Annotated in this window: 19 protein-coding genes and 8 tRNA genes; 26 read left to right on the forward strand and 1 reads right to left on the reverse strand. The window is 51.4% G+C overall.

Annotated features, from left to right (window positions below):
* The first annotated feature begins 123 nt into the window (after positions 1–123).
* From ACFVU8_RS26045 to ACFVU8_RS26120, 16 genes are all read left to right on the forward strand, one after another.
* Positions 124–215 (forward strand) — tRNA-Ser (locus ACFVU8_RS26045).
* 29 nt (positions 216–244) lie between these two features.
* Positions 245–321 (forward strand) — tRNA-Met (locus ACFVU8_RS26050).
* Positions 322–329: 8 nt separating this feature from the next.
* A tRNA-Val gene (locus ACFVU8_RS26055) sits at positions 330–405 on the forward strand.
* Positions 406–433: 28 nt separating this feature from the next.
* Positions 434–509 (forward strand) — tRNA-Thr (locus ACFVU8_RS26060).
* A gap of 18 nt (positions 510–527) precedes the next feature.
* A tRNA-Asp gene (locus tag ACFVU8_RS26065) sits at positions 528–605 on the forward strand.
* An 81-nt stretch (positions 606–686) separates the two neighbouring features.
* Positions 687–759 (forward strand) — tRNA-Phe (locus ACFVU8_RS26070).
* Between the two features lie 8 nt (positions 760–767).
* Positions 768–853: transfer RNA gene (locus ACFVU8_RS26075), tRNA-Tyr, on the forward strand.
* A 5-nt stretch (positions 854–858) separates the two neighbouring features.
* A tRNA-Lys gene (locus ACFVU8_RS26080) sits at positions 859–931 on the forward strand.
* Between the two features lie 169 nt (positions 932–1,100).
* A complete protein-coding gene (locus ACFVU8_RS26085) occupies positions 1,101–2,045 on the forward strand; it encodes an NAD(P)/FAD-dependent oxidoreductase (protein WP_387431207.1) in 945 nt (314 codons plus the stop codon).
* Positions 2,046–2,152: 107 nt separating this feature from the next.
* Complete coding sequence (locus tag ACFVU8_RS26090) at positions 2,153–3,250, forward strand: PucR family transcriptional regulator (protein ID WP_379470304.1); 1,098 nt, start codon at positions 2,153–2,155, stop codon at positions 3,248–3,250.
* Positions 3,251–3,359: 109 nt separating this feature from the next.
* Entirely contained in the window at positions 3,360–4,481 is a 1,122-nt protein-coding gene (locus ACFVU8_RS26095) for an ABC transporter ATP-binding protein (RefSeq protein WP_379470302.1), read from the forward strand.
* Between the two features lie 237 nt (positions 4,482–4,718).
* The gene (hprK, locus tag ACFVU8_RS26100; RefSeq protein WP_175369942.1) at positions 4,719–5,657 is read left to right on the forward strand and encodes an HPr(Ser) kinase/phosphatase; all 939 of its coding nucleotides are present in this window, start codon (positions 4,719–4,721) and stop codon (positions 5,655–5,657) included.
* Positions 5,658–5,669: 12 nt separating this feature from the next.
* Complete coding sequence (lgt, locus tag ACFVU8_RS26105) at positions 5,670–6,701, forward strand: prolipoprotein diacylglyceryl transferase (protein ID WP_387431209.1); 1,032 nt, start codon at positions 5,670–5,672, stop codon at positions 6,699–6,701.
* Positions 6,702–6,703: 2 nt separating this feature from the next.
* Positions 6,704–7,354, forward strand: coding sequence for a pyrophosphatase PpaX (ppaX, locus tag ACFVU8_RS26110; protein ID WP_387431211.1), 651 nt, complete (start codon positions 6,704–6,706; stop codon positions 7,352–7,354).
* Between the two features lie 2 nt (positions 7,355–7,356).
* Positions 7,357–7,866, forward strand: coding sequence for an acyltransferase (locus tag ACFVU8_RS26115; RefSeq protein WP_379470297.1), 510 nt, complete (start codon positions 7,357–7,359; stop codon positions 7,864–7,866).
* Between the two features lie 112 nt (positions 7,867–7,978).
* Positions 7,979–9,130 carry an acyltransferase gene (locus ACFVU8_RS26120; RefSeq protein ID WP_387431213.1) on the forward strand — a complete coding sequence of 384 codons (1,152 nt, stop codon included), beginning with the start codon at positions 7,979–7,981 and terminating at the stop codon, positions 9,128–9,130.
* A 119-nt stretch (positions 9,131–9,249) separates the two neighbouring features.
* Here the strand turns inward: ACFVU8_RS26120 and gntK are convergent, their stop codons facing one another.
* On the reverse strand, positions 9,250–10,794 hold the full coding sequence (gene gntK / locus ACFVU8_RS26125) for a gluconokinase (protein WP_387431216.1): 1,545 nt from the start codon (positions 10,792–10,794) through the stop codon (positions 9,250–9,252).
* Between the two features lie 434 nt (positions 10,795–11,228).
* Here gntK and ACFVU8_RS26130 point away from each other — a divergent pair, with 434 nt between their 5' ends.
* From ACFVU8_RS26130 to ACFVU8_RS26175, 10 genes are all read left to right on the forward strand, one after another.
* Positions 11,229–12,434, forward strand: coding sequence for an ATP phosphoribosyltransferase regulatory subunit (locus tag ACFVU8_RS26130; RefSeq protein WP_387431218.1), 1,206 nt, complete (start codon positions 11,229–11,231; stop codon positions 12,432–12,434).
* Positions 12,435–12,532: 98 nt separating this feature from the next.
* On the forward strand, positions 12,533–13,192 hold the full coding sequence (gene hisG, locus ACFVU8_RS26135) for an ATP phosphoribosyltransferase (RefSeq protein ID WP_066375749.1): 660 nt from the start codon (positions 12,533–12,535) through the stop codon (positions 13,190–13,192).
* Positions 13,193–13,216: 24 nt separating this feature from the next.
* Positions 13,217–14,527: a histidinol dehydrogenase gene (hisD, locus tag ACFVU8_RS26140; RefSeq protein WP_175369948.1), complete on the forward strand. Its 1,311-nt coding sequence runs from the start codon at positions 13,217–13,219 to the stop codon at positions 14,525–14,527.
* Positions 14,514–15,122, forward strand: coding sequence for an imidazoleglycerol-phosphate dehydratase HisB (gene hisB / locus ACFVU8_RS26145; RefSeq protein WP_175369949.1), 609 nt, complete (start codon positions 14,514–14,516; stop codon positions 15,120–15,122). The genes hisD and hisB overlap by 14 nt, the downstream gene beginning before the upstream one ends.
* A 1-nt stretch (position 15,123) precedes the next feature.
* Positions 15,124–15,747: an imidazole glycerol phosphate synthase subunit HisH gene (hisH, locus tag ACFVU8_RS26150; RefSeq protein WP_387431219.1), complete on the forward strand. Its 624-nt coding sequence runs from the start codon at positions 15,124–15,126 to the stop codon at positions 15,745–15,747.
* Positions 15,748–15,933: 186 nt separating this feature from the next.
* Positions 15,934–16,671 (forward strand): 1-(5-phosphoribosyl)-5-[(5-phosphoribosylamino)methylideneamino]imidazole-4-carboxamide isomerase, encoded by a 738-nt coding sequence (gene hisA / locus ACFVU8_RS26155; RefSeq protein ID WP_175369951.1) that lies wholly within the window; start codon positions 15,934–15,936, stop codon positions 16,669–16,671.
* Between the two features lie 18 nt (positions 16,672–16,689).
* A complete protein-coding gene (gene hisF, locus ACFVU8_RS26160; RefSeq protein ID WP_175369952.1) occupies positions 16,690–17,448 on the forward strand; it encodes an imidazole glycerol phosphate synthase subunit HisF in 759 nt (252 codons plus the stop codon).
* Positions 17,445–18,179 (forward strand): bifunctional phosphoribosyl-AMP cyclohydrolase/phosphoribosyl-ATP diphosphatase HisIE, encoded by a 735-nt coding sequence (gene hisIE / locus ACFVU8_RS26165; protein WP_387431221.1) that lies wholly within the window; start codon positions 17,445–17,447, stop codon positions 18,177–18,179. The genes hisF and hisIE overlap by 4 nt, the downstream gene beginning before the upstream one ends.
* Positions 18,180–18,194: 15 nt before the next feature.
* Complete coding sequence (gene hisJ, locus ACFVU8_RS26170) at positions 18,195–19,022, forward strand: histidinol-phosphatase HisJ (protein WP_387431223.1); 828 nt, start codon at positions 18,195–18,197, stop codon at positions 19,020–19,022.
* Positions 19,023–19,047: 25 nt separating this feature from the next.
* A complete protein-coding gene (locus ACFVU8_RS26175) occupies positions 19,048–19,998 on the forward strand; it encodes a ribose-phosphate diphosphokinase (RefSeq protein ID WP_066375716.1) in 951 nt (316 codons plus the stop codon).
* The last annotated feature ends 205 nt before the right edge of the window (positions 19,999–20,203 follow it).

Genomic DNA, 20,203 nt, shown 5'->3' on the forward strand with positions numbered 1-20,203 from the left:
ATGCATGGAGCTGACCAATACTAATCGGTCGAGGGCTTATCCTACATTTAGAATGCAAATTCGTTTCGGATTCAGTTTTCAGGCGATTAAGCCTGTATGGATTATATGGAAAAAGTCTTGTTTGGAGAGATACCCAAGTGGCTATAAGGGGACCCTCTGCTAAGGGGTTAGACTGCGTAAGCGGTGCGTGGGTTCGAATCCCACTCTCTCCGCCATTCCAATCCATATGAATACTAATTATTGTGGCGGTGTAGCTCAGCTGGCTAGAGCGTACGGTTCATACCCGTGAGGTCGGGGGTTCGATCCCCTTCGCCGCTACCATAATACCTGGAGGCTTAGCTCAGCTGGGAGAGCATCTGCCTTACAAGCAGAGGGTCGGGGGTTCGATCCCCTCAGCCTCCACCATTTATAATACCGTAATACCTTACACTGTGCCGGTGTAGCTCAATTGGTAGAGCAACTGACTTGTAATCAGTAGGTTGGGGGTTCAAGTCCTCTCGCCGGCACCATTTTTTCATCTAAATTGTGGAACCGTGGTGTAGTTGGCCTAACATGCCTGCCTGTCACGCAGGAGATCGCGGGTTCGAATCCCGTCGGTTCCGCCATTTATCTTAATGAAGTATAGTTTTCCACAGAAGAGTGGAAGTGTAACTATTCCGCTTCATTGTCATGTAAAAATTTCATATGGCTCGGTAGCTCAGTCGGTAGAGCAGAGGACTGAAAATCCTCGTGTCGGCGGTTCGATTCCGTCCCGAGCCACCTTTCTTGGGGGATTAGCGAAGTGGCCAAACGCATCAGACTGTAAATCTGCTCACGTACGTGTTCGGTGGTTCGAATCCATCATCCCCCACCATTTATGAGCCATTAGCTCAGTTGGTAGAGCACCTGACTTTTAATCAGGGTGTCGAAGGTTCGAGTCCTTCATGGCTCATCCCAATTAGAAAAAGTCATCACCTTTATGGTGGTGGCTTTTTTGTTTTTTAGTTGTTTTTTTGTTTTTCCAGTGAAAACTGAAAAAGGATTACAGTAAGCAAGTTTAAAAATCCGGATTTCGTTTAATTATAAGGGTATTCATGCAGTGCAGAAACGAGGGATATTCCTTGATATATGATGCGATTATTGTTGGTGGTGGGATTGCTGGTTTACAGGCAGCGATTCAGTTGGGTCGGTACTCGGCTCATCGTGTGTTGGTGGTGGACGCTGGGAAGGGACGCTCGAGTCTGTGCCGGAGCTATCATAACATACTGGGATGGCCGGATGGCGTATCGGGAGAGACGCTGAGGGCCAGTGGTAGACAACAGGCGGAACGTGTCGGAGTAGAGTTTTTGGTGGATGAGGTCCTGAAGGCGGAGAAGCAGGAGAACCATTTTCAGCTGCGGGGTAGTCAAGGTCAGACCTATCGCACGAAGACGATATTGCTGGCAACTGGGGTATCGGATCGTTTTCCAGACCTGCCAGGGTTGACCTCCTTGCTGGGCTGCAGTGTATATGTCTGCCCCGACTGTGACGGGTATGAGATTCAGGACCGGCAGACCGTGCTGATGGGTGCGGGGGAAGCCGGGGCAAATATGGCTTTTATTTTACGTGAACGGACGAAGCATTTAACCTATATTAATCATGAGAAAACAGCGTTGTCCCCTGAATTGCTAAATCGCTTGAACGCAGAGGGCATAACATATATAGAAGAAACTATATCGCGTGTGAACGGGCAAGAGGATGGAATGATTACGGGAGTAGCTTTGGAAAATGGTACATTTCTTCCCGCAGAGCGTGGCTTTATTGCTTTTGGCGGAAACCCAGTGCATTCGGAGCTTGCAGCCCAACTAGGCGTGGAATTGCATAAGAACAAGCACATAGAAGCTAATAAGCGCTCAATGACAACCAATGTGGAGAATGTATGGGTGGCAGGAGATGTAGCTGTTCATGCTGAGCAAGCGACAGTAGCTATGGGCGAGGGTGCCCTGGCCGCGATCTGGATGAACAAGGCTTTGAGGAAATTGAAACGTGAAGAACATAACTATTCTGAGAGTACAACCGGAATATGACATAAAATTGCACAAGATATTATCGTTCGACCTGTTCTGACACCGCATGATGCATAGAAATATGTTAAAATAGTCGAAAAGAGTAAGAGTGGTGGAGTATGGTGACGATGGATAGCGAGACATTGCGTCAAAAGTTGGAACAGCTCACCGGAAAAAGAACCGGACTCAAGCAGTTAGGGAGGCAGCAATCCGCTTCCCTTTTTGGCGTAGGAACGGAAGGCAAGGAACAGCAGCCTGTTATCTCTGAAGGAAGTTTGTGGGTGCCCTTATATGATAATGATGGCCGTATAACGACAGTATGGGTAGAACTGGAAGGTCTTAGTTCGCGGGAAGTTCAGCTGGTCAATTATGCAGCCCAGAACTTTGCAGTAGCGCTGAAAGCCACAGGGTTTCGTGAAGAAGGCGAGGTGGAAGCCCGTCAGCTTAGCAGTTGGTTGAATGCTCAGTTGGAGCAAGAGAAGGATGACGCAGAGATCCCTGATGATATGGCTTTAAAGAGCCGGCTTTTCAGCGATATGATTCCTTTTCTCCTAAGTAGTGAAAACGTACACAGTCCTCAGGTATCTTACAGATCGCTAATGAAGTTGCTGCGGAGTTATTTTGAGAATGAGGTTCTGCTTATTCCGCTTCAGGAGAAGGAATGGTTGATTTTAGCGCGTAAGGAACTGCTCACCGGCGGGGATGATAAGGAAGATGAAGAAGAGAATGACGATGATCTGCTGGCCCAGACTTCAATGGGGCTGCATGAGCTGATCGCCAGTGAATGGGTAGGGATCTTTCATCTAGCGGTAGCACCGGCGGTTGTTCCGGTCAAAGGTCTAACGGGTTCAGTGGCGCTGCTACGGGAAACCATCATTTTAGGTCGGATCTTCCAGGTCGGCGAATATATTCATCTCCCTTGGGAACTGCGCTTAGAGCGTCTAGTGAATAGTATTCCTGACACCAGACGGCGCAAGCTACTTGGGCAGATCGGCGACTATAGCTCAGTCTTGTCCGACAAGGAAATGCTGCTCACATTGGAGACTTTCTTTGAAATGGACTGTAATGTGAGCGAAACCGCTAAGAAGCTATATATCCACCGCAATACGCTGCTCTATCGTCTGGACAAGATCAAGCAGGAGACTGGGGCCGATGTCCGAAGCTTTGGAGACGCTGCAATTGTAAAGCTGACGATGCTATTGTATAAAGTGACGAAAAGAAAATAGGTTTTTTGTGAACGTTACAAATAGCCATCCCGGCATAACTGGGGTAAGATAAATGTACAAGAAACGAATTGATGTTTTAATCTAATAAATGACTCGAGGGGGAAATACAATGGCAGGCGTACGTTTAGAGCATATTTTCAAAAAATACCCGGGTTCTGATAAAGCTACAGTTGAGGATATCAATCTTGATATTAAAGATAAAGAATTTCTAGTACTGGTTGGACCTTCCGGTTGCGGTAAATCCACAACTTTGCGGATGATCGCAGGTCTGGAAGAAATCTCCGAAGGTAAAATGTACATTGGCGACCGTGTCGTGAATGACGTTGCTCCTAAAGACCGTGACATCGCGATGGTATTCCAATCTTACGCGTTGTACCCGCACATGAGCGTATACCAAAACATGGCGTTTGGTTTGAAATTGCGTAAAGTGAAGAAAGAAGAAATCGACAAGAAGGTACGTGAAGCTGCGAAGATCCTCGACATCGAGCACTTGCTTGAGCGTAAACCAAAAGCACTCTCCGGTGGTCAACGCCAACGTGTCGCTTTGGGACGTGCGATTGTCCGTGATCCGCAAGTCTTCTTGATGGATGAGCCTCTTTCCAACTTGGATGCTAAACTTCGTGGTCAAATGCGCGCGGAAATCACTAAACTGGTTAAGCGCCTTGAAACTACTTGTATCTACGTAACGCATGACCAAACAGAAGCTATGACAATGGGTGACCGTATCGTAGTTATGTACGATGGTATCATTCAACAAGCTGCTTCTCCTGAAGAGCTTTACAACCAACCTCAAAACCTGTTCGTAGCGGGCTTTATCGGTTCCCCTACAATGAACTTTATTACAGGTACTTTGAGCGATGTAAACGGCGCTGTTCGTTTCCGTGCTGACAACCTGGATGTTGAAGTACCAGGCGGCAAAGCTCAAATCGTTCGTAACAAAGGCTTCATCGGTAAAGAAGTGGTTATGGGCGTTCGTCCAGAAGATATCCACGAAGAGCCAGTATTCCTGGAAGCTTCTCCGAACACAATCTTCTCTTCGTTGGTTGATGTTACCGAGAACCTGGGTCACGAAATGCTCTTGTACCTGAGCGGTGTGGGCAACAGCACTGTTATTGCCCGTGTAGACGGACGTTCTACAACTCGTGAAGGCAGCAAGCCAAAATTGGCGATCGACATGAACAAAGTTCATTTCTTCGACAAAGAATCCGAAAAGAACATTTTGCTGGGATAAGACTTACCCCGCTTTGCGAGCCACCCCTTTGGGGTGGCTTTTTGGTTGGCCTGTGAAGGGTATGCATCCTTCTCCTAAGGGGGATATACCCTTTGTTAAGGGGCATTAAGATTGCATTCATAGGCATTATCCATTAAGATTAGCAGGAGAATTACCTGCGGATGGAATGGGAATATCATCCTAACCGAACGCGGGATAGCGGAGAAAAAACCGCAGGCGAGGAAAGGAAGAATTCACATGGCTAAGAAGGTAAAAGTATCTGAATTGGTACAGCATTTTCAATTAGAAGTGGTATCGGGACATGAGGGTCTGAAGCGGCCGATCACGGTCGATGACCTCAACCGCCCTGGTCTGGAAATGGCCGGTTATTTTGAATATTACCCTGAAGAACGTGTTCAGCTGCTGGGCAAGACCGAGCTGGCTTTCTTCTCCATGCTGCCGGAGGAAGAGCGGAAGAGCCGTGTCCGGGGCATTTGTAATGACAATACGCCTTGTATTGTAATCACCCGTGCTTTGGAAGTACCACAGGAACTCATTGATATAAGTAATGAAAAGGGATTGCCTGTGCTGCGCAGCTCGATGGCTACTACGATTTTTTCCAGCCGTCTGACGAGTTTCCTGGAAGGGCGTTTGGCTCCTACGGCTACCATTCATGGCGTATTGTGTGACGTGTATGGGGTAGGGATGCTTATTACAGGTAGCAGTGGTATCGGTAAGAGTGAGACGGCGCTTGAGCTTGTCAAACGCGGTCATCGTCTGATTGCCGATGATGCGGTTGAGATTCGCCAAACTTCGGATAACCAGCTTCATGGTACAGCACCGGAACTGATCCGTCACTTGCTGGAGATTCGCGGCGTAGGGATTATCAACGTGATGACGCTATTTGGTGCAGGTGCCATTCGTAATCATAAGCGTATTACGCTAGTGGTTAGACTGGAAGCTTGGCAGCAGGATAAACAATACGACCGCCTGGGGCTTGATGAAGAGACGACTCGTATTATCGATACGGACATTCCGCTCGTAACCATTCCTGTTCGTCCGGGACGTAACCTTGCCGTTATTATCGAGGTTGCGGCGATGAACTACCGGTTGAAGCAAATGGGCTTTAATGCGGCGCTACAGTTTACCAACAAATTAACAGCCACCATCTCTGAGGATATGGATGATCTGGACTAGGAGTGTGAGAGAATGTTCCCTTTAGCTTTGGACCCTATAGTCTTTAGAATTGGATCTCTGCCGGTTCACTGGTATGGTTTGATTCTAGGACTGGGCGCACTGGTGGGATTATTTCTGGTCATTCGCGAGGGCAGCAGGTTTGGCATTCCTCAGGAGTTCTTTATGGACATGCTTTTGCTGGGAGTGCCCTCCGCAATTATCGGTGCCCGCATTTATTATGTAGCGTTCAAGTGGAATGACTATAAGGATAACTTTGTGGATGTCTTCAAAATCTGGAACGGAGGCATTGCCATCTACGGGGCGCTAATCGGTGCCATTATATGCGGAATCATCTATTTCCGGTATAAAGGTTATCCATTCTGGCGCATTATCGATATTTGCGCACCTGGGCTGCTTGCCGGTCAGATGATCGGGCGTTGGGGGAACTTTGTGAATCAGGAAGCCTATGGCGGCGTTGTTGAGGAATCTTTCCTGCGCAGCAAGCTACATCTGCCTGACTTCATTGTTAATCAAATGTACATAGGAGATGCTTTTCATCATCCTACCTTCCTCTATGAGTCACTCTGGAGTCTGCTCGGGATCGCAATTCTAATGATACTCCGGCGCCAGAAGTTTGTCCGTGCAGGTGAAATATTCCTGTCTTACTTCATCTGGTACTCCATTGGACGTTTCTTCATTGAGGCCTTGCGTACGGACAGTCTAGGTTACAATGGAAGCAGTGGTCTGGCATCATTCATAAATGGACTGTGGAGTCCGATGAAATGGCTGGGCTTTGAACCAGGGTTCCTGGATCCAAACTACGGAAATATCCGCATTTCTCAGCTGTTGTCCTTGTTAATTATTGTTGCTGCTGTGGTGCTCATTATTATCCGTCGGACTACAGGACAGCCGAAAGCTCATTATTCCGATCCTATTGTTTCGACAAAGACTGGGAACACAGATGCCGTTGTACCTGACAGCGCAGAGCATACACCACAGCAGGCCTCTAAGGGGTCACAGGCCGGTCTCAAGCCGCCTGCTGAAGAGGATAAGAAGGAGCAGTAAACTTGAAAATAGAATGCGTTCTTTTTGATCTGGATGGAACGATTGTTGATACGAACGAGTTGATTCTGAATTCGTTCATGTATGCACTACAGCACAATAACCTGCCCACACTGAGCAGGGAAGAGATGATTCCCCACATGGGGACTACGCTTCAGCATCAGATGAGAGTGTTCTCGGGGCTGGAGGATATAAGTGGTTTGGAAGCTTCCTACCGCTCCTATAATTACGAGCATCACGATGCCCTGATTCGTTCTTTTCCACATGTGAATGAGACGATGGAAGCATTGGCGCGGCGGGGGATTAAGATGGGGATTGTAACCACCAAGATCCGTCCGACGACTATCAAAGCGCTAGAAATGTTCGATCTGCTCAAGTACATGGATACCATTGTGACAGTGAACGATGTTACGGAACCTAAGCCACATCCGGAGCCTGTCCTGACAGCTGTACGCAATCTGAATGCTGATCTCCGTACAACCTTGATGGTGGGGGACAGCATCGTGGATATTCAGTCGGCCAAGGCTGCGGGAGTGTATGCGGCAGCTGTCGCCTGGTCACTCAAGGGCGAGGAGACGCTTAGCAAGTATGGGCCGGACTATATCATCCACGATATGAAGGAAATCTGTGATCTCGTGGATCAAGGGACGGATTAATCGTGAGAAATGTGACCCGTTATCCCGTGGAAGGGCATAACTCGTTGTGGTACATCTACCGCACGGTCAGCCCGTGGAAGGGCGTCAAAAACTTTATATTCATTCAAATTGCCCGTTACTGTCCGATTCTGCCGTTAAAGAACTGGATATACCGGCGTGTGCTCGGTATGAAGGTAGGAAAGCATACGGCGTTTGGACTGATGGCGATGGTGGATGTATTTTTTCCGGAGAAAATAACGGTTGGTGAAAACTCAATTATTGGCTATAACACAACTATCCTGGCGCATGAGTATCTCATTAAGGAATACCGCCTGGGTGAAGTCATTATCGGGGAGAACGTACTGGTGGGTGCCAATACCACGATCCTTCCCGGGGTGACCATTGGGGATGGGGCGATCGTAGCTGCGGGCTCTGTAGTCCACAGAGACGTGCCAGCCGGTGCTTTTGTGGGAGGTAATCCACTTAGAGACCTGAAATCGTCTCAAAGCGCGGAGAGTGTGGAAGAATCGTGAATAACAGCTTGGACCCTGCAGTTGAATATTGCGTGCTTGTGCGCAACACCTGCAGGGTTTTTCGCGTCTTATATGAATAATGGAAACACAAAGTTTAACAGGAGGGAAGATAATGAAGCAAAAAGAAAGGATTCCACAGCTGGATATTTTCCGGGCCATTGCTATTTTTGCCGTGCTGGCGATTCATGCTACTTCGCGTACACTCGCGGAGACGCTGGGAACCTCCATGTTTCACCCGTTCTTATTCATTAATAAATTCAGTCAGTTTGCAGTACCTTCATTTGTATTCTTGAGCGGGTTTGTCTTGTTCTACAATTACATAGATCGGCCGCTAAGCGGCAAGACGCTTGGGAAATTCTATAGCAGACGGTTAATTTATATCATAGTGCCGTATGTGATGTTCTCGCTGATGTACTTTATATTGAAAATGACCGCAGGACATAGTTGGAGTCTGCCGCCCATGGAGCTGGCTTCCAAGCTGGGCAAGTATCTGCTGACAGGTACGGCGTACACGCACCTTTATTATGTCATTATCATTATTCAATTCTATGTGCTGTTCCCGCTGATTCTGTGGTGTCTGCAAAAGGTCCGTTCACTGGCGGCTTGGGCTCCGTTAATCGGGCTGGCGCTTCAGTGGGGCTTCGTCGTTCTTAACAAATATATGACCAACCACGGGTACTGGCAGTTGACGAAGGGAAGCCTGGCCATTACATACTTCTCTTACTTCCTGCTCGGGGCAGGGATAGCGGTCTATTACGGATCATTGAAAAAATGGCTGGTACCTTCTCGCGAAGGCTGGCGTGCCGGCAGGGGTTATGTCTGGGTTGCACTCTGGTTGCTGTGGATCGCTGCAGGTGTGGTTCATGTGGAGCTGTGGTTCAATAACTTTACCAAGAAAACCGTCATCAACAGTCTGTGGTATGAGGCATTCTCCAATCTGCATGCGCTGCTCTCCTGCCTTGTTCTGCTGCAGCTGTCCTTCCTGCTATACGGGGCGGGCCGCAGTCTGACTGCTAGATTGCTGACCTCTGCAGGCGCATGCTCGTTCGGAATCTACTTGATCCATCCGGCGCTTCTCTTCTTCTATAGAAAGCTGCCGTTCCATGGCGGTTCACTGGCCTACACTGCGGCCATTGCCGGAGGCTGGCTGGTCGCGTTGCTCGTGTCCTGGTTGATTGTCGCGATAGCCTTCCGCTATGTGAAGCCAGCATGGATTGTGTTCGGCTCTGCACCGCAGAAGGCGAAACCAGGCGTGCAGAGCTAATCTGCGGACCTGTAGCCTACATTCTGCCTAAAATACTAGGTGACAGCTTAAAAAGCGCCGTACATCCCCAAAGTGGGGTGTGCGGCGCTTTCTGGTTACTATAGAAGAAATAGCGGATTCTACTCCCCGGCTTGTTCCCGCTGGAATTGGGCAATGGCCTCGTACTGACTTTCCAGACTTCTAAATACGGAAATATAGATCGGCAGGAGTTTCTTGTACACCTTGGCATGCTCAGTGAACGGATGGTGCTGGTGTGTGGAGCCAATCATATCGAACACGACGTCGAAGGATTCTGCACGCCCAGTGGCGAGCAGTCCGAGGACAACCGCGCCTAGGCAAGAGCTTTCGAAGCTCTCTGGCACAACCACCTCCTGGTCGAAAATATCGGCCATCATCTGCCGCCAGAGCGGGGAGCGGGCGAAGCCGCCTGTCGCAAGAATTTGATGCGGGCGGCCGATACTCTCTTCCATCGCCAGCAGCACGGTATACATATTGAAGATCACGCCTTCCAGCACGGAGCGGATCATATGCTCTTTGTGATGGTTTATCGACAGTCCAAAAAAGGAGCCGCGGGCGTCAGGATTCCATAGTGGCGCTCGTTCACCTGTCAGATAAGGATGGAACAGTAAGCCGCCGCTGCCGGGGGGCACCTGCTCGGCGATACGTGTCAGCACCTCGTAGGGATCGATGCCAAGACGCTTAGCGGTTTCTACTTCGGAGGCTGCGAATTCATCGCGTACCCAGCGGAACAGCATGCCGCCATTGTTCACCGGTCCGCCGATGACCCAATGGTCTGCCGTAAGAGCGTAACAGAAAATCCGCCCTTTGGGATCTGTAATCGGACGATTTACAACCGTTCGGATAGCCCCGCTGGTCCCGATCGTAGCGGCGACAACTCCCGGCTTAATGGCACCTACACCGAGATTGGACAGCACGCCATCACTGGCGCCAACGACGAACCGGGTCGATTGGAGCAAGCCAAGCTTGTCCGCCAGCCCGGGGAGCAGGCCCTGCATGACATGTGTAGTCGGCACAATCTTCGAGAGTCGGTCTTTGGTAATCCCGGCGATATTCAGGGCTTCAGCATCCCAGTCGAGCTGCTCCAAGTTAAGCATCCCAGTCGAAGAGGCGATGGAGTAATCAATAACATATTCGCCGAACAGCTTGGCGAATATGTATTCTTTAATGGAAATGAACTTATCGGCCTGCTGGAACACGTCCGGATGATCTTCCCGCAGCCACATTAGCTTGGTAATTGGCGACATGGGATGGATAGGTGTCCCTGTTCGAAGGTACAGGTCCTGGCCATGCAGTTCATTCTTGAGACGCAGCGCACAACCTGCACTACGGTTATCGGCCCAGGTGATACAGGCCGTTAAGGGATTGCCGCTGCCGTCAATGGCAATAACACTATGCATGGCGGAGCTGAAGGAGACGAACAATACATCGTCTGCCCGGGTCCCGCTCTGTTTCATTACATCCGACACAGTGCGGATGACCGCTTCTAGAATCGCATTCGGGTCCTGCTCTGCCACCGATGGGGATGGCTGGTGAAGCGGGTAGCCGATATTTGCCTGGGCTACAATGCCACCGTTTTCCCGGAAGAGGACCGCTTTGGTGCTAGTCGTCCCGATATCCACGCCAATCATATAGGAATTGCTCATGCTTCAGTCCTTCTTTCCATTGGAAGTACTGCATAAGATACGAACATTTTAAAGGGGATTTCATGCAGTCTGAAGAAAATGTATTACGTACACAATTACATAAATCTTTGAAATATTCCGATATTCTAAGTACAACGAGGTCAACTAGGCCGATTCCCTAACGATTTTAGCATACCTTGACAGGGCGGTTCCAACCCCTTTAAGCCAGAGCTCTGCTTTGCATCTGAACGGAGTGGAAGGTCCGAGGGGTTTTGTAACTACGGTAACCATCAAGAAATTAGGTTTGAAAAGCAACAGTTTTACAAGGCACAATTGACGATTTAGAGTAGTACGTGATACGATATTGCAAATACTTTAATTTGCTACCACTTTACCATAGTAAAGTAAGTGGAATTTATAAATTACAATGATACCTGATGAGGTGAACCTAGAAGATGTCCAAACCAAAAGGATTCGAGAAGCCAGCCGGCGTGCGTGACTATCTCCCGCATGCGGTATCGAAGCTGCGCAAGATTGAAAGAGACGTGCTGCATTGCATGAGCCGTTGGGGATACCGGCAGATGATCACACCTACGCTGGAATACTACGATACCGTTGGTGTTGCCAGCTCTACATCCGATCAGAAGTTATATAAATTACTGAACAACCGCGGTCAGGCACTGGTGCTGCGTTCGGAGATGACTGCGCCCGTAGCCCGGGTGGTATCCTCGCTGCTGAAGGATGAGCCACTGCCGCTCCGTCTCTCTTATCACGCTAATGTCTTCCGGGCAATTGAGGAAGAGGCCGGGCGGGAAGCGGAATTTTTCCAGACTGGCGTTGAACTGGTGGGTGACGATTCCCCAGAGGCGGATGCAGAGGTGGTTGCGCTGGCGATTGCATCGCTGCAGGCTGCAGGTGTGAAGTCTTTCAAAATCGCGATGGGCCATGTCGGTTTCCTAAATGGGCTGTTCCAGGAGGCTGTGCCGGGTCTGCCGGAGGCTCAAGAGGAATTAAAGAGCCACCTGCTGAGCCGGGATTATGTCTCCTTCCGTGAAACCCTGCGCCGTCTGGAGTTGCCTGAAGCACAGAAGAATGAGCTTAACGACCTGCTGCGTCTTCGTGGCGGTAAGGAAATATGCAATCAGGCGCTGGAACTTAGCGGTCACCCGCTGGCCCGGGCTTCCATCGAGCATTTATGCAAAGTGTGGGAGGTGCTGGAATCTTACGGGGTGTCCCAGCACGTGTTGATCGATCTGACGATGATCGGAGACTTCACTTACTATACCGGAATGACCTTCGAGGGCTACGCGGCTGAGTTGGGCTTCCCGGTATGCAGCGGCGGACGTTATGACAATCTGTTGCAGCAGTTTGGTCGTCCCGTTCCTTCCACAGGCTTTTCGCTCAAGACGAATCGTATTCTGGACGGTGTTCCTGCAGAGAATGAAACGGAAGAGCTGCCTATTCTGGTACAATACGATGTATCCCGGCGTCAGGATGGGCTGCAGGAGGCTGCGCGATTACGGTCGGAGGGACGTGTTGTAGTAACCCGTTTGCTCTCCGAGCAAGGAGATTCTGATAGCGGCGATAAACCAGGGGCTGATAGCGCCGGGCTACAGGAAGAAAGATATGAGGAAGTACGTACATTCGCGGTCCGTTCATGACTTCGAATTATAAATATAATTAACCAGATCTAAATAACTGTCGTGAGCGACAGGAGAAAATAACCAATGATCGCACCGGAAATGGAGGCAATTGAACAATGGCGCAGATTTTGAAGGTGGCTATGCCTAAAGGCCGCATTTACAATAAAGCGGCGGAATTATTCCGTCAAGCCGGGCTTCCGATTCCGCCGGATGGCGAAGAATCCCGCAAGCTGGTCGTCCCAATTCCCGAAGCTGGCATGGAATTCATACTGGCGAAGCCGGTAGATGTTCCTACATATGTCGAATATGGTGTGGCAGACATCGGAATCGTGGGGAAGGATGTTCTGCTGGAAGAGGACCGGGATGTGTATGAACTGCTTGACCTTGGTATTGCACGGTGCCGGATGTCGATTATCGGCCTGCCGAACTGGCAGCCGGGCATTCAGCAGCGGGTGGCAACCAAGTACCCCAATGTTGCGTCCCGTTACTTCCGCGAGCAGGGTCAGCAGGTGGAGGTTGTTAAGCTGAACGGCTCTATCGAACTGGCCCCGCTGATCGGACTGGCGGATCGGATCGTTGATATGGTGGAGACAGGACAGACCTTGCGGGATAACGGACTCGTGGAAATGACCAGTATCTTTGAAATTACAAGCCGTCTTGTGGCGAACCGGGTAAGCTACCGGATGAAGAATGCAGAAATCCAGCAGCTGTGTGACCGGCTTCAAGGCGTGATTGCAGGTCCAGGGCTCGAAGTTGGCGTGAGCAAGCAGCGTTAGGGATGTCTAAAGGAGGAACCAGCAGTGAAGATCCAATCAAGCAAAGAATTCAATCTTCAGCGGGAAGTTGAATATGGAACGCCGGAGCAGAATAAGGCCGTGAAGGAAATTGTGGCCGATATTAAAAAAGAAGGAGACGCTGCGCTTTTCCGTTACACGGAGCGTCATGACGGTGCCCTCTTGACGCCGGATACACTGCGGGTGAAGCCGGAGGAGCTAGAGGCAGCCTACGGGAAGGTTGAGGCGTCGTTTGTCTCCGCCATCCGCGCGGCGGCAGCCAACATTCGGGCGTTCCATGCCCGGCAGAAACGCAATTCCTGGATGGATCTGCAGCCGGATGGCACCATCCTCGGCCAGATCATCCGCCCGCTGAAGCGGGTGGGCGTATACGTACCAGGCGGGAAGGCGGCTTACCCGTCTTCCGTGCTAATGAATGTCATCCCCGCCCAAATCGCGGGCGTGCCGGAGATTGTGATGGTGACTCCGCCATCCACCGGCGGCAAGGAAGGCATTGACCCTTATATTCTCGTGGCCGCCGCGGAAGCGGGCGTACACGAGATCTACCGTGTCGGCGGTGCGCAGGCGATAGCCGCGCTGGCCTACGGCACGGAGAGCATTGCGCCTGTCGATAAAATCTGCGGCCCCGGCAACATCTACGTCGCGCTGGCAAAGCGCGAGGTGTACGGGGCTGTCGATATCGACAGCATCGCCGGTCCAAGCGAGATTGTCGTGCTGGCGGATGAGACCGCCGAGCCGGCTTATGTCGCTGCTGACCTGCTCTCACAGGCCGAGCATGACGAGATGGCCTCGGCCATTCTGGTGACGCCATCGCAAAGCTTGGCGGAATCGGTTGCCGCCGAAGTGGAGCGGCAATTACAGGCGTTGCCGCGGCAGGCCATCGCCCGGGCCTCGGTGGAGAATTACGGTGCGATCATCGTCGTAGAGTCGATGGAAGAGGGAATCTCGGTCGTTAACCGGCTGGCGCCGGAACACCTGGAGATTGTAACGGCCGATCCGATGAGCCTGACCGGGGCCATCGAGAATGCTGGGGCGATTTTCCTGGGCGCGTATAGCTCGGAGCCGGTGGGGGATTATTTTGCGGGACCGAACCATATCATACCGACCAATGGCACGGCGCGTTTTTCCTCCCCTGTGGATGTGGACGATTTTATCAAGAAATCAAGCCTGATCTACTACAGCAAGGAAGCTTTGCTGCGTGACGGGCAGACGATTATAGAACTGGCGCGCCGTGAAGGGCTGGAAGGCCATGCGCGGGCCATTGAAATCAGACTGGAGAACGAACTGAAAGGTGGAAACGGACATGGAGAGCAATAACGGACAGGTGGCACGCGAAGCGGGGTTAAGCCGCACAACGAACGAGACGGACATCAAGCTGTCCTTTGCTGTAGACGGGAACGGGACTTCGGAGCTTGAGACTGGAGTGCCTTTTCTGAACCATATGCTGGATCTCTTCACCAAGCACGGCCAGTTTGATCTGACGGTTCAGGCGAATGGCGATATTGATATTGACGATCACCACACGGTGGAGGATATCGGTATTTGTCTCGGGCAGGCGCTGCGTGAAGCGCTGGGCGATAAAAAGGGAATCAAGCGTTATGCGAGTGTGTTCGTTCCAATGGACGAGGCGCTGGCTCAGGTTGTTATTGATATCAGCAACCGGCCTCACTTTGAGTACCGGGCAGAGTATCCTTCTCAGCAGGTAGGAAGCTTCTCGACAGAGCTGGTGCATGAATTCCTCTGGAAGCTCGCACTGGAAGCACGGATTACCCTGCATGTCATCGTACACTACGGCTCCAACACGCACCACATGATCGAGGCTGTGTTCAAGGCGCTGGGACGTGCACTGGATGAAGCCACCTTGATTGATCCTCGTGTGAAGGGTGTGCCTTCCACTAAGGGAGTGCTTTAACATGGCTGTTGCGATCGTCGATTATGGTATGGGCAATCTGCACAGCGTCAGCAAGGCTGTCGAGCGTCTCGGCTACGAGGCGTTGGTGACGGGTGATCGTGAACAGATCTTGGCTGCGGACAGCGTTATTCTGCCGGGTGTCGGCGCCTTTGGCGATGCCATGGAGCATCTGCGGGAGAGCGGCCTGGATACGGTGGTAAAAGAGGCCGCTGCCGCTGGGCAACCGCTCCTCGGTATCTGCCTCGGCATGCAGCTGCTGTTCAGCAGCAGTGAGGAGCATGGCTCCCATGCTGGCCTAGATATTCTGCCTGGCTCCGTGGTGCGCTTCGCGCCCCGTGATGGCTATAAGGTGCCGCATATGGGCTGGAACCGCTTGAGCTTCCGTCAGCCGGAGAGCCCACTGCTGGAAGGGCTTGAGGAAGGACATGTGTACTTCGTCCATTCCTATCATGTGGAAGTGGGCCGGGAGAGCAATCTGTTGGCCGTGACTGATTATGGTCATCCAGTAACGGCAATCGTTGGACAGGATAACGTCTTCGGCATGCAATTCCACCCGGAGAAGAGCGGGGACCTTGGCGTGCAGTTACTGGGGAATTTTTTGAAGCTTACTAGGGAACGGGTTTAGGGGATTTTTAACGGCTACGGACAATGAGCTTCTGAGAATCAAGTAAGGGCTAAGAGTAAGGTGTTAAAACCGTAGCAACGAGAATTAGAATACTTGTTCCGAGAGTAACAATAACCGTATCAGCTATAACAAACATAAGCCCATTGCTGGGCTATAACCATATTGTAACGAGAGCGGGGAGCGTCAATGTCTTCTTTTATAGTGTATCCGGCGATTGATATCCGGGATGGAAAATGCGTCAGATTGCAGCAGGGCGATTACAATCAGGAAACAATCTTCAGCGACAGTCCACTGAAGGTGGCGCAGTCGTGGGAAGCCCAAGGTGGAGAGTTTATCCATCTGGTTGACCTTGACGGAGCAAAGGCCGGACACCCGGTCAACGATGCCATTATTGGCGCCATTGCTTCCAGTGTGAATGTTCCTGTACAGGTTGGTGGAGGTCTTCGTACCCTTGCCGATGTAGAAAAGCTGCTGGGCCTTGGGGTCAGCCGTCTGATTATCGGGACAGCGGCGATCAATGACCGCGAATTCACGGAAGCCGTGCTGGGTAAATACGGCGACAAGGTAGCCATCGGCATTGATGCGCGGAACGGCTTCGTAGCCACGCATGGCTGGCTGGAAACCTCGGAGGTGCGTGCGGAGGATCTAGCCAAGGAATTGGCGGCCAAAGGCGCTGAGACCTTTATCTACACTGACATTTCCCGGGATGGCATGATGCAGGGTCCGAACGTGGAAGGCATTCTGTCGATGGCAGCGGCCAGCGGCAAAACAGTGATCGCTTCCGGCGGTGTGACCAGCCTTGATGACCTGCTGCGTCTGAACGTGCATAGCAGCAGTGGTATTGGCGGCGCAATTGTCGGTAAAGCGCTTTACACTGGCAACATCGACCTTGGCGGAGCATTGAAGGCGCTAGGACAGAAATAAGATCGGGGGATATCATCTATGTTGGCTAAACGTATCATTCCCTGCCTCGACGTCAAGGACGGGCGGGTAGTCAAAGGCGTCAACTTTGTCAATTTGCGCGACGCTGGTGATCCAGTCGAACTGGCAGCTCTATACGACCGCGAAGGTGCGGATGAGCTGGTATTTCTGGACATCTCCGCTTCAGTGGAAGGCCGGGCGACCATGATTGAGGTGGTACGGCAGACCGCAGGTGAGATCAGAATTCCTTTTACCGTCGGCGGCGGAATTTCCGCACCGGAGGATATGAAGCGGCTGCTGCGCGCAGGTGCGGATAAGATTGGTATCAACACTGCGGCTATCACCAATCCGCAGCTAATTTTGGAAGGTGCCCGGCGTTTCGGTTCCCAATGTATTGTCGTGGCTATTGATGCCAAATACAATGACGCTTGGGGCGAGTGGGAAGTGTATACGCATGGCGGACGCAAGCCGACCGGAATCCGTGCACTTTCCTGGGCCAAGGAAGCGGAAAAACTGGGAGCAGGTGAAATCTTGCTTACGAGTATGGATGCTGACGGCACAAAGGACGGCTTTGACCTGAAGCTGACAAGCGCTGTCTGCGATCTGCTCAGCATTCCTGTGATTGCTTCAGGCGGGGCCGGGAAGAAAGAACACTTTTACGATGTATTTACGGAAGGAAAGGCGGATGCTGGGCTGGCCGCTACCATTTTTCACTATAAAGAAATTGCTATTCATGAGTTGAAGACTGATTTGAAGCAAAAAGGGGTGGAGATCCGATGAGCCAGGAGCAAGGAAAGAAAGAGCTGACACAACAAGAGGTCTTGGAGGGCATCCGCTGGAACGAGGCGGGTCTGCTGCCAGCAGTCGTTCAGGATGCAAATACGCTGGAGGTTCTAATGTTCGCCTATATGAACGAGGAATCGCTGCGGCTGTCGCTGGAGAGTGGGCAGACTTGGTTCTGGAGTCGTTCGCGCAGTGAACTATGGCATAAGGGCGGTACTTCCGGAAATACCCAAGGGATCATTTCCATTCATTACGATTGCGACAGTGATACTCTGTTGGTCAAAGTGGTTCCTGAAGGCCCCGCTTGCCACACAGGCGAGACCTCCTGCTTCTTCCGCGAGATTCCGCTTAATCCACCAGTTGAGGTGGCACTGGACGCAGAGAAAGATGCGCAAGCGGCCAATGCTGCAGCCAATCTTTCAGACGCTCAGCGCTTCGCGGTACTTGGCGAACTGGAACGCGTCATTGCTGAGCGGGAAGTAGAACGGCCGGAAGGTGCGTACACAACTTATCTGTTCGATAAGGGCGTCGACAAGATTCTGAAAAAAGTAGGCGAAGAAGCTTCCGAAACGATTATCGCCGCCAAGAATAAAGATAACGCCGAGCTGCGCCTGGAGATCAGTGATCTGATCTACCACCTGCTCGTGCTGCTGCAGGAACGCAAGCTGCCGCTGGACGAGATCATGGAAGAACTAAGCGCTCGTCACGAACGCCCACGCCGCGACTAAGGGGGTTCTTAAGAAATGCATATCGACTATCATACCCATCATGAACGCTGCGGGCATGCTGTGGGCAAGCTGGAGGAGTACGTCAAGCGCGGGATAGAGCTGGGTCTGGAACAAATGGGCTTATCTGATCATTTGCCGTTGATTCATGTGGACCCGGCTAGCTATTATCCCGAGATGGCGATGCCACTGTCAGAGCTGCCCCGCTATGTGGAAGAGTGTCTGTCGCTAAAAGAGCGATACCGGGGCATTATTGATCTGAGAGTAGGCCTGGAGGCTGATTATATCGAAGGCTACGAGGAGCAGATTCGTGAGTTGCTGTCTCCGTACCCGTGGGATTATTTAATCGGTTCCGTACACTTTCTGGGAGAGTGGGATATCACGGATTTCCGGCAAGTTCACGGCTGGGAGGGCAAGGATCCCCTGGACGTTTACCGGAAATATTATGATGCGGTTAGGAAGTCGGCGTTATCGGGATTATATGATATTATAGGACATATGGATGTGATTAAGCGCTTCGGCTATGGGCCGCAAAGCCCTGAAGGGCGTGCTGAGGTAAGGGAGCTTGAACGCAGCGCGTTGCAAGCCATTGCTGAAAGTGGCATCGCCATGGAGCTGAACGCTTCCGGGCTGACTAAGCCCTGCGCTGAGATGTTCCCGGCGGAGCATGTGCTTCAGGAGGCGCTGGCGCTCGGTATTCCGCTTACCCTTGGTTCTGATGCTCATGACCCAGCTAAGCTCGGCGAAGGCCTTCAAGAGGCCCGCAGGCTGCTGTGGGAGACGGGCTTCCGCGAGTTAGCGGTATTCGAGGGTCGCAAGCGCACATTCGTACCGTTTGAACTATAAAAATATAATCTTGCAGGAGGGCGTCATGCATCATCATCAATTGCGTATTTTTTCCGGTTCGTCGAATCCAAAGCTGGCCGCAAATATTGCGGAACGGTTAGGAGTGGAATTGGGGCAGATCAAGCTGACCCGCTTCAAGAGCGGCGAGATTTACGTGCATTACGAAGAAAGCATCCGGAACTGCGACGTATTTTTGGTGCAATCCCTCTCTCATCCCATCAATGAGATGTTTGTAGAGCTGCTGGTAATGATTGATGCCGCCAAGCGTGCATCGGCTCGCACCGTCAATATTATTGTGCCGTATTACGGGTATGCCCGGCAGGAACGCAAGTCCGCACCTCGTGAGCCGATCTCGGCTAAAATGGTGGCGGATGTGCTAACCACAGCGGGCGCGAACCGCGTCATTACGATCGATCTGCATGCAGCAGCCATTCAGGGCTTCTTCAATATTCCTGTCGATCATCTGACGGCGCTTGACCTGATCAGCGGATATCTGAAGAATAAGAAGCTTACGGATCTCGTGGTCGTCTCTCCGGATGCCGGACGTGCATCGATGGCTGAAAAGCTGGCGAACCGTCTGGACTCGCCGTTCGCGATCATGATCAAGAAGCGTCCAGCCCATAATGAATCAGTCATTACTCATGTGATCGGTGATGTGGAAGGGCGTACGCCTATTATTATAGAAGATCTGATTGATACGGGAACCACGATTGTTAATGTGGTCGAGGGTTTGAAGGAAAGAGGGGCCAAGGACAGCATCATCTGCGCTACGCATGGCCTGTTCTCCGGGCCGGCATTAGAGAAGCTGGATCATCCTAACATTCAGGAAGTCGTGGTCACCGATTCCATCGCATTGCCTGATAACCACTCCAGCCGCTTCAAAGTATTGTCTGTCGCCCCTATGTTGGCACAGGCTACGCGCATCATTCTGGAAGGTGGCTCCATTGATCAATTATTCAGAGACGCGGGAATCTAGATTCCCCGTCTTTTTTTATGCGTAATCTTCATGATTGAGGTCTCAGGCTCTCTCTGAAGGCTTTCTTTTCCTGTTTTTGCAGTCAGAACCCTATTCGCATGGTGAGAATCTCCTTGATACATGTGGTATACTGTGTGAAGACAGTCGGAACCATTACTGGAAACGACAGAGACCTTAAATAAGGAGTGTAGGGCTGCCGCAGGGC

The sequence above is a fragment of the Paenibacillus sp. NPDC058177 genome (genome assembly GCF_042883835.1).
Lineage (GTDB): Bacteria > Bacillota > Bacilli > Paenibacillales > Paenibacillaceae > Paenibacillus_AQ > Paenibacillus_AQ agri.

Excerpts from the sequence above, each read along its gene's own strand:
- ACFVU8_RS26090 (WP_379470304.1), top strand. The coding sequence starts at position 2,153 with ATGGATAGCGAGACATTGCGTCAAAAGTTGGAACAGCTCACCGGAAAA.
- ACFVU8_RS26095 (WP_379470302.1), top strand. The coding sequence starts at position 3,360 with ATGGCAGGCGTACGTTTAGAGCATATTTTCAAAAAATACCCGGGTTCT.
- hprK (WP_175369942.1), top strand. The coding sequence starts at position 4,719 with ATGGCTAAGAAGGTAAAAGTATCTGAATTGGTACAGCATTTTCAATTA.
- lgt (WP_387431209.1), top strand. The coding sequence starts at position 5,670 with ATGTTCCCTTTAGCTTTGGACCCTATAGTCTTTAGAATTGGATCTCTG.
- ACFVU8_RS26120 (WP_387431213.1), top strand. The coding sequence starts at position 7,979 with ATGAAGCAAAAAGAAAGGATTCCACAGCTGGATATTTTCCGGGCCATT.
- gntK (WP_387431216.1), bottom strand. The coding sequence starts at position 10,794 with ATGAGCAATTCCTATATGATTGGCGTGGATATCGGGACGACTAGCACC.
- ACFVU8_RS26130 (WP_387431218.1), top strand. The coding sequence starts at position 11,229 with ATGTCCAAACCAAAAGGATTCGAGAAGCCAGCCGGCGTGCGTGACTAT.
- hisG (WP_066375749.1), top strand. The coding sequence starts at position 12,533 with ATGGCGCAGATTTTGAAGGTGGCTATGCCTAAAGGCCGCATTTACAAT.
- hisB (WP_175369949.1), top strand. The coding sequence starts at position 14,514 with ATGGAGAGCAATAACGGACAGGTGGCACGCGAAGCGGGGTTAAGCCGC.
- hisH (WP_387431219.1), top strand. The coding sequence starts at position 15,124 with ATGGCTGTTGCGATCGTCGATTATGGTATGGGCAATCTGCACAGCGTC.
- hisA (WP_175369951.1), top strand. The coding sequence starts at position 15,934 with ATGTCTTCTTTTATAGTGTATCCGGCGATTGATATCCGGGATGGAAAA.
- hisF (WP_175369952.1), top strand. The coding sequence starts at position 16,690 with ATGTTGGCTAAACGTATCATTCCCTGCCTCGACGTCAAGGACGGGCGG.
- hisIE (WP_387431221.1), top strand. The coding sequence starts at position 17,445 with ATGAGCCAGGAGCAAGGAAAGAAAGAGCTGACACAACAAGAGGTCTTG.
- hisJ (WP_387431223.1), top strand. The coding sequence starts at position 18,195 with ATGCATATCGACTATCATACCCATCATGAACGCTGCGGGCATGCTGTG.
- ACFVU8_RS26175 (WP_066375716.1), top strand. The coding sequence starts at position 19,048 with ATGCATCATCATCAATTGCGTATTTTTTCCGGTTCGTCGAATCCAAAG.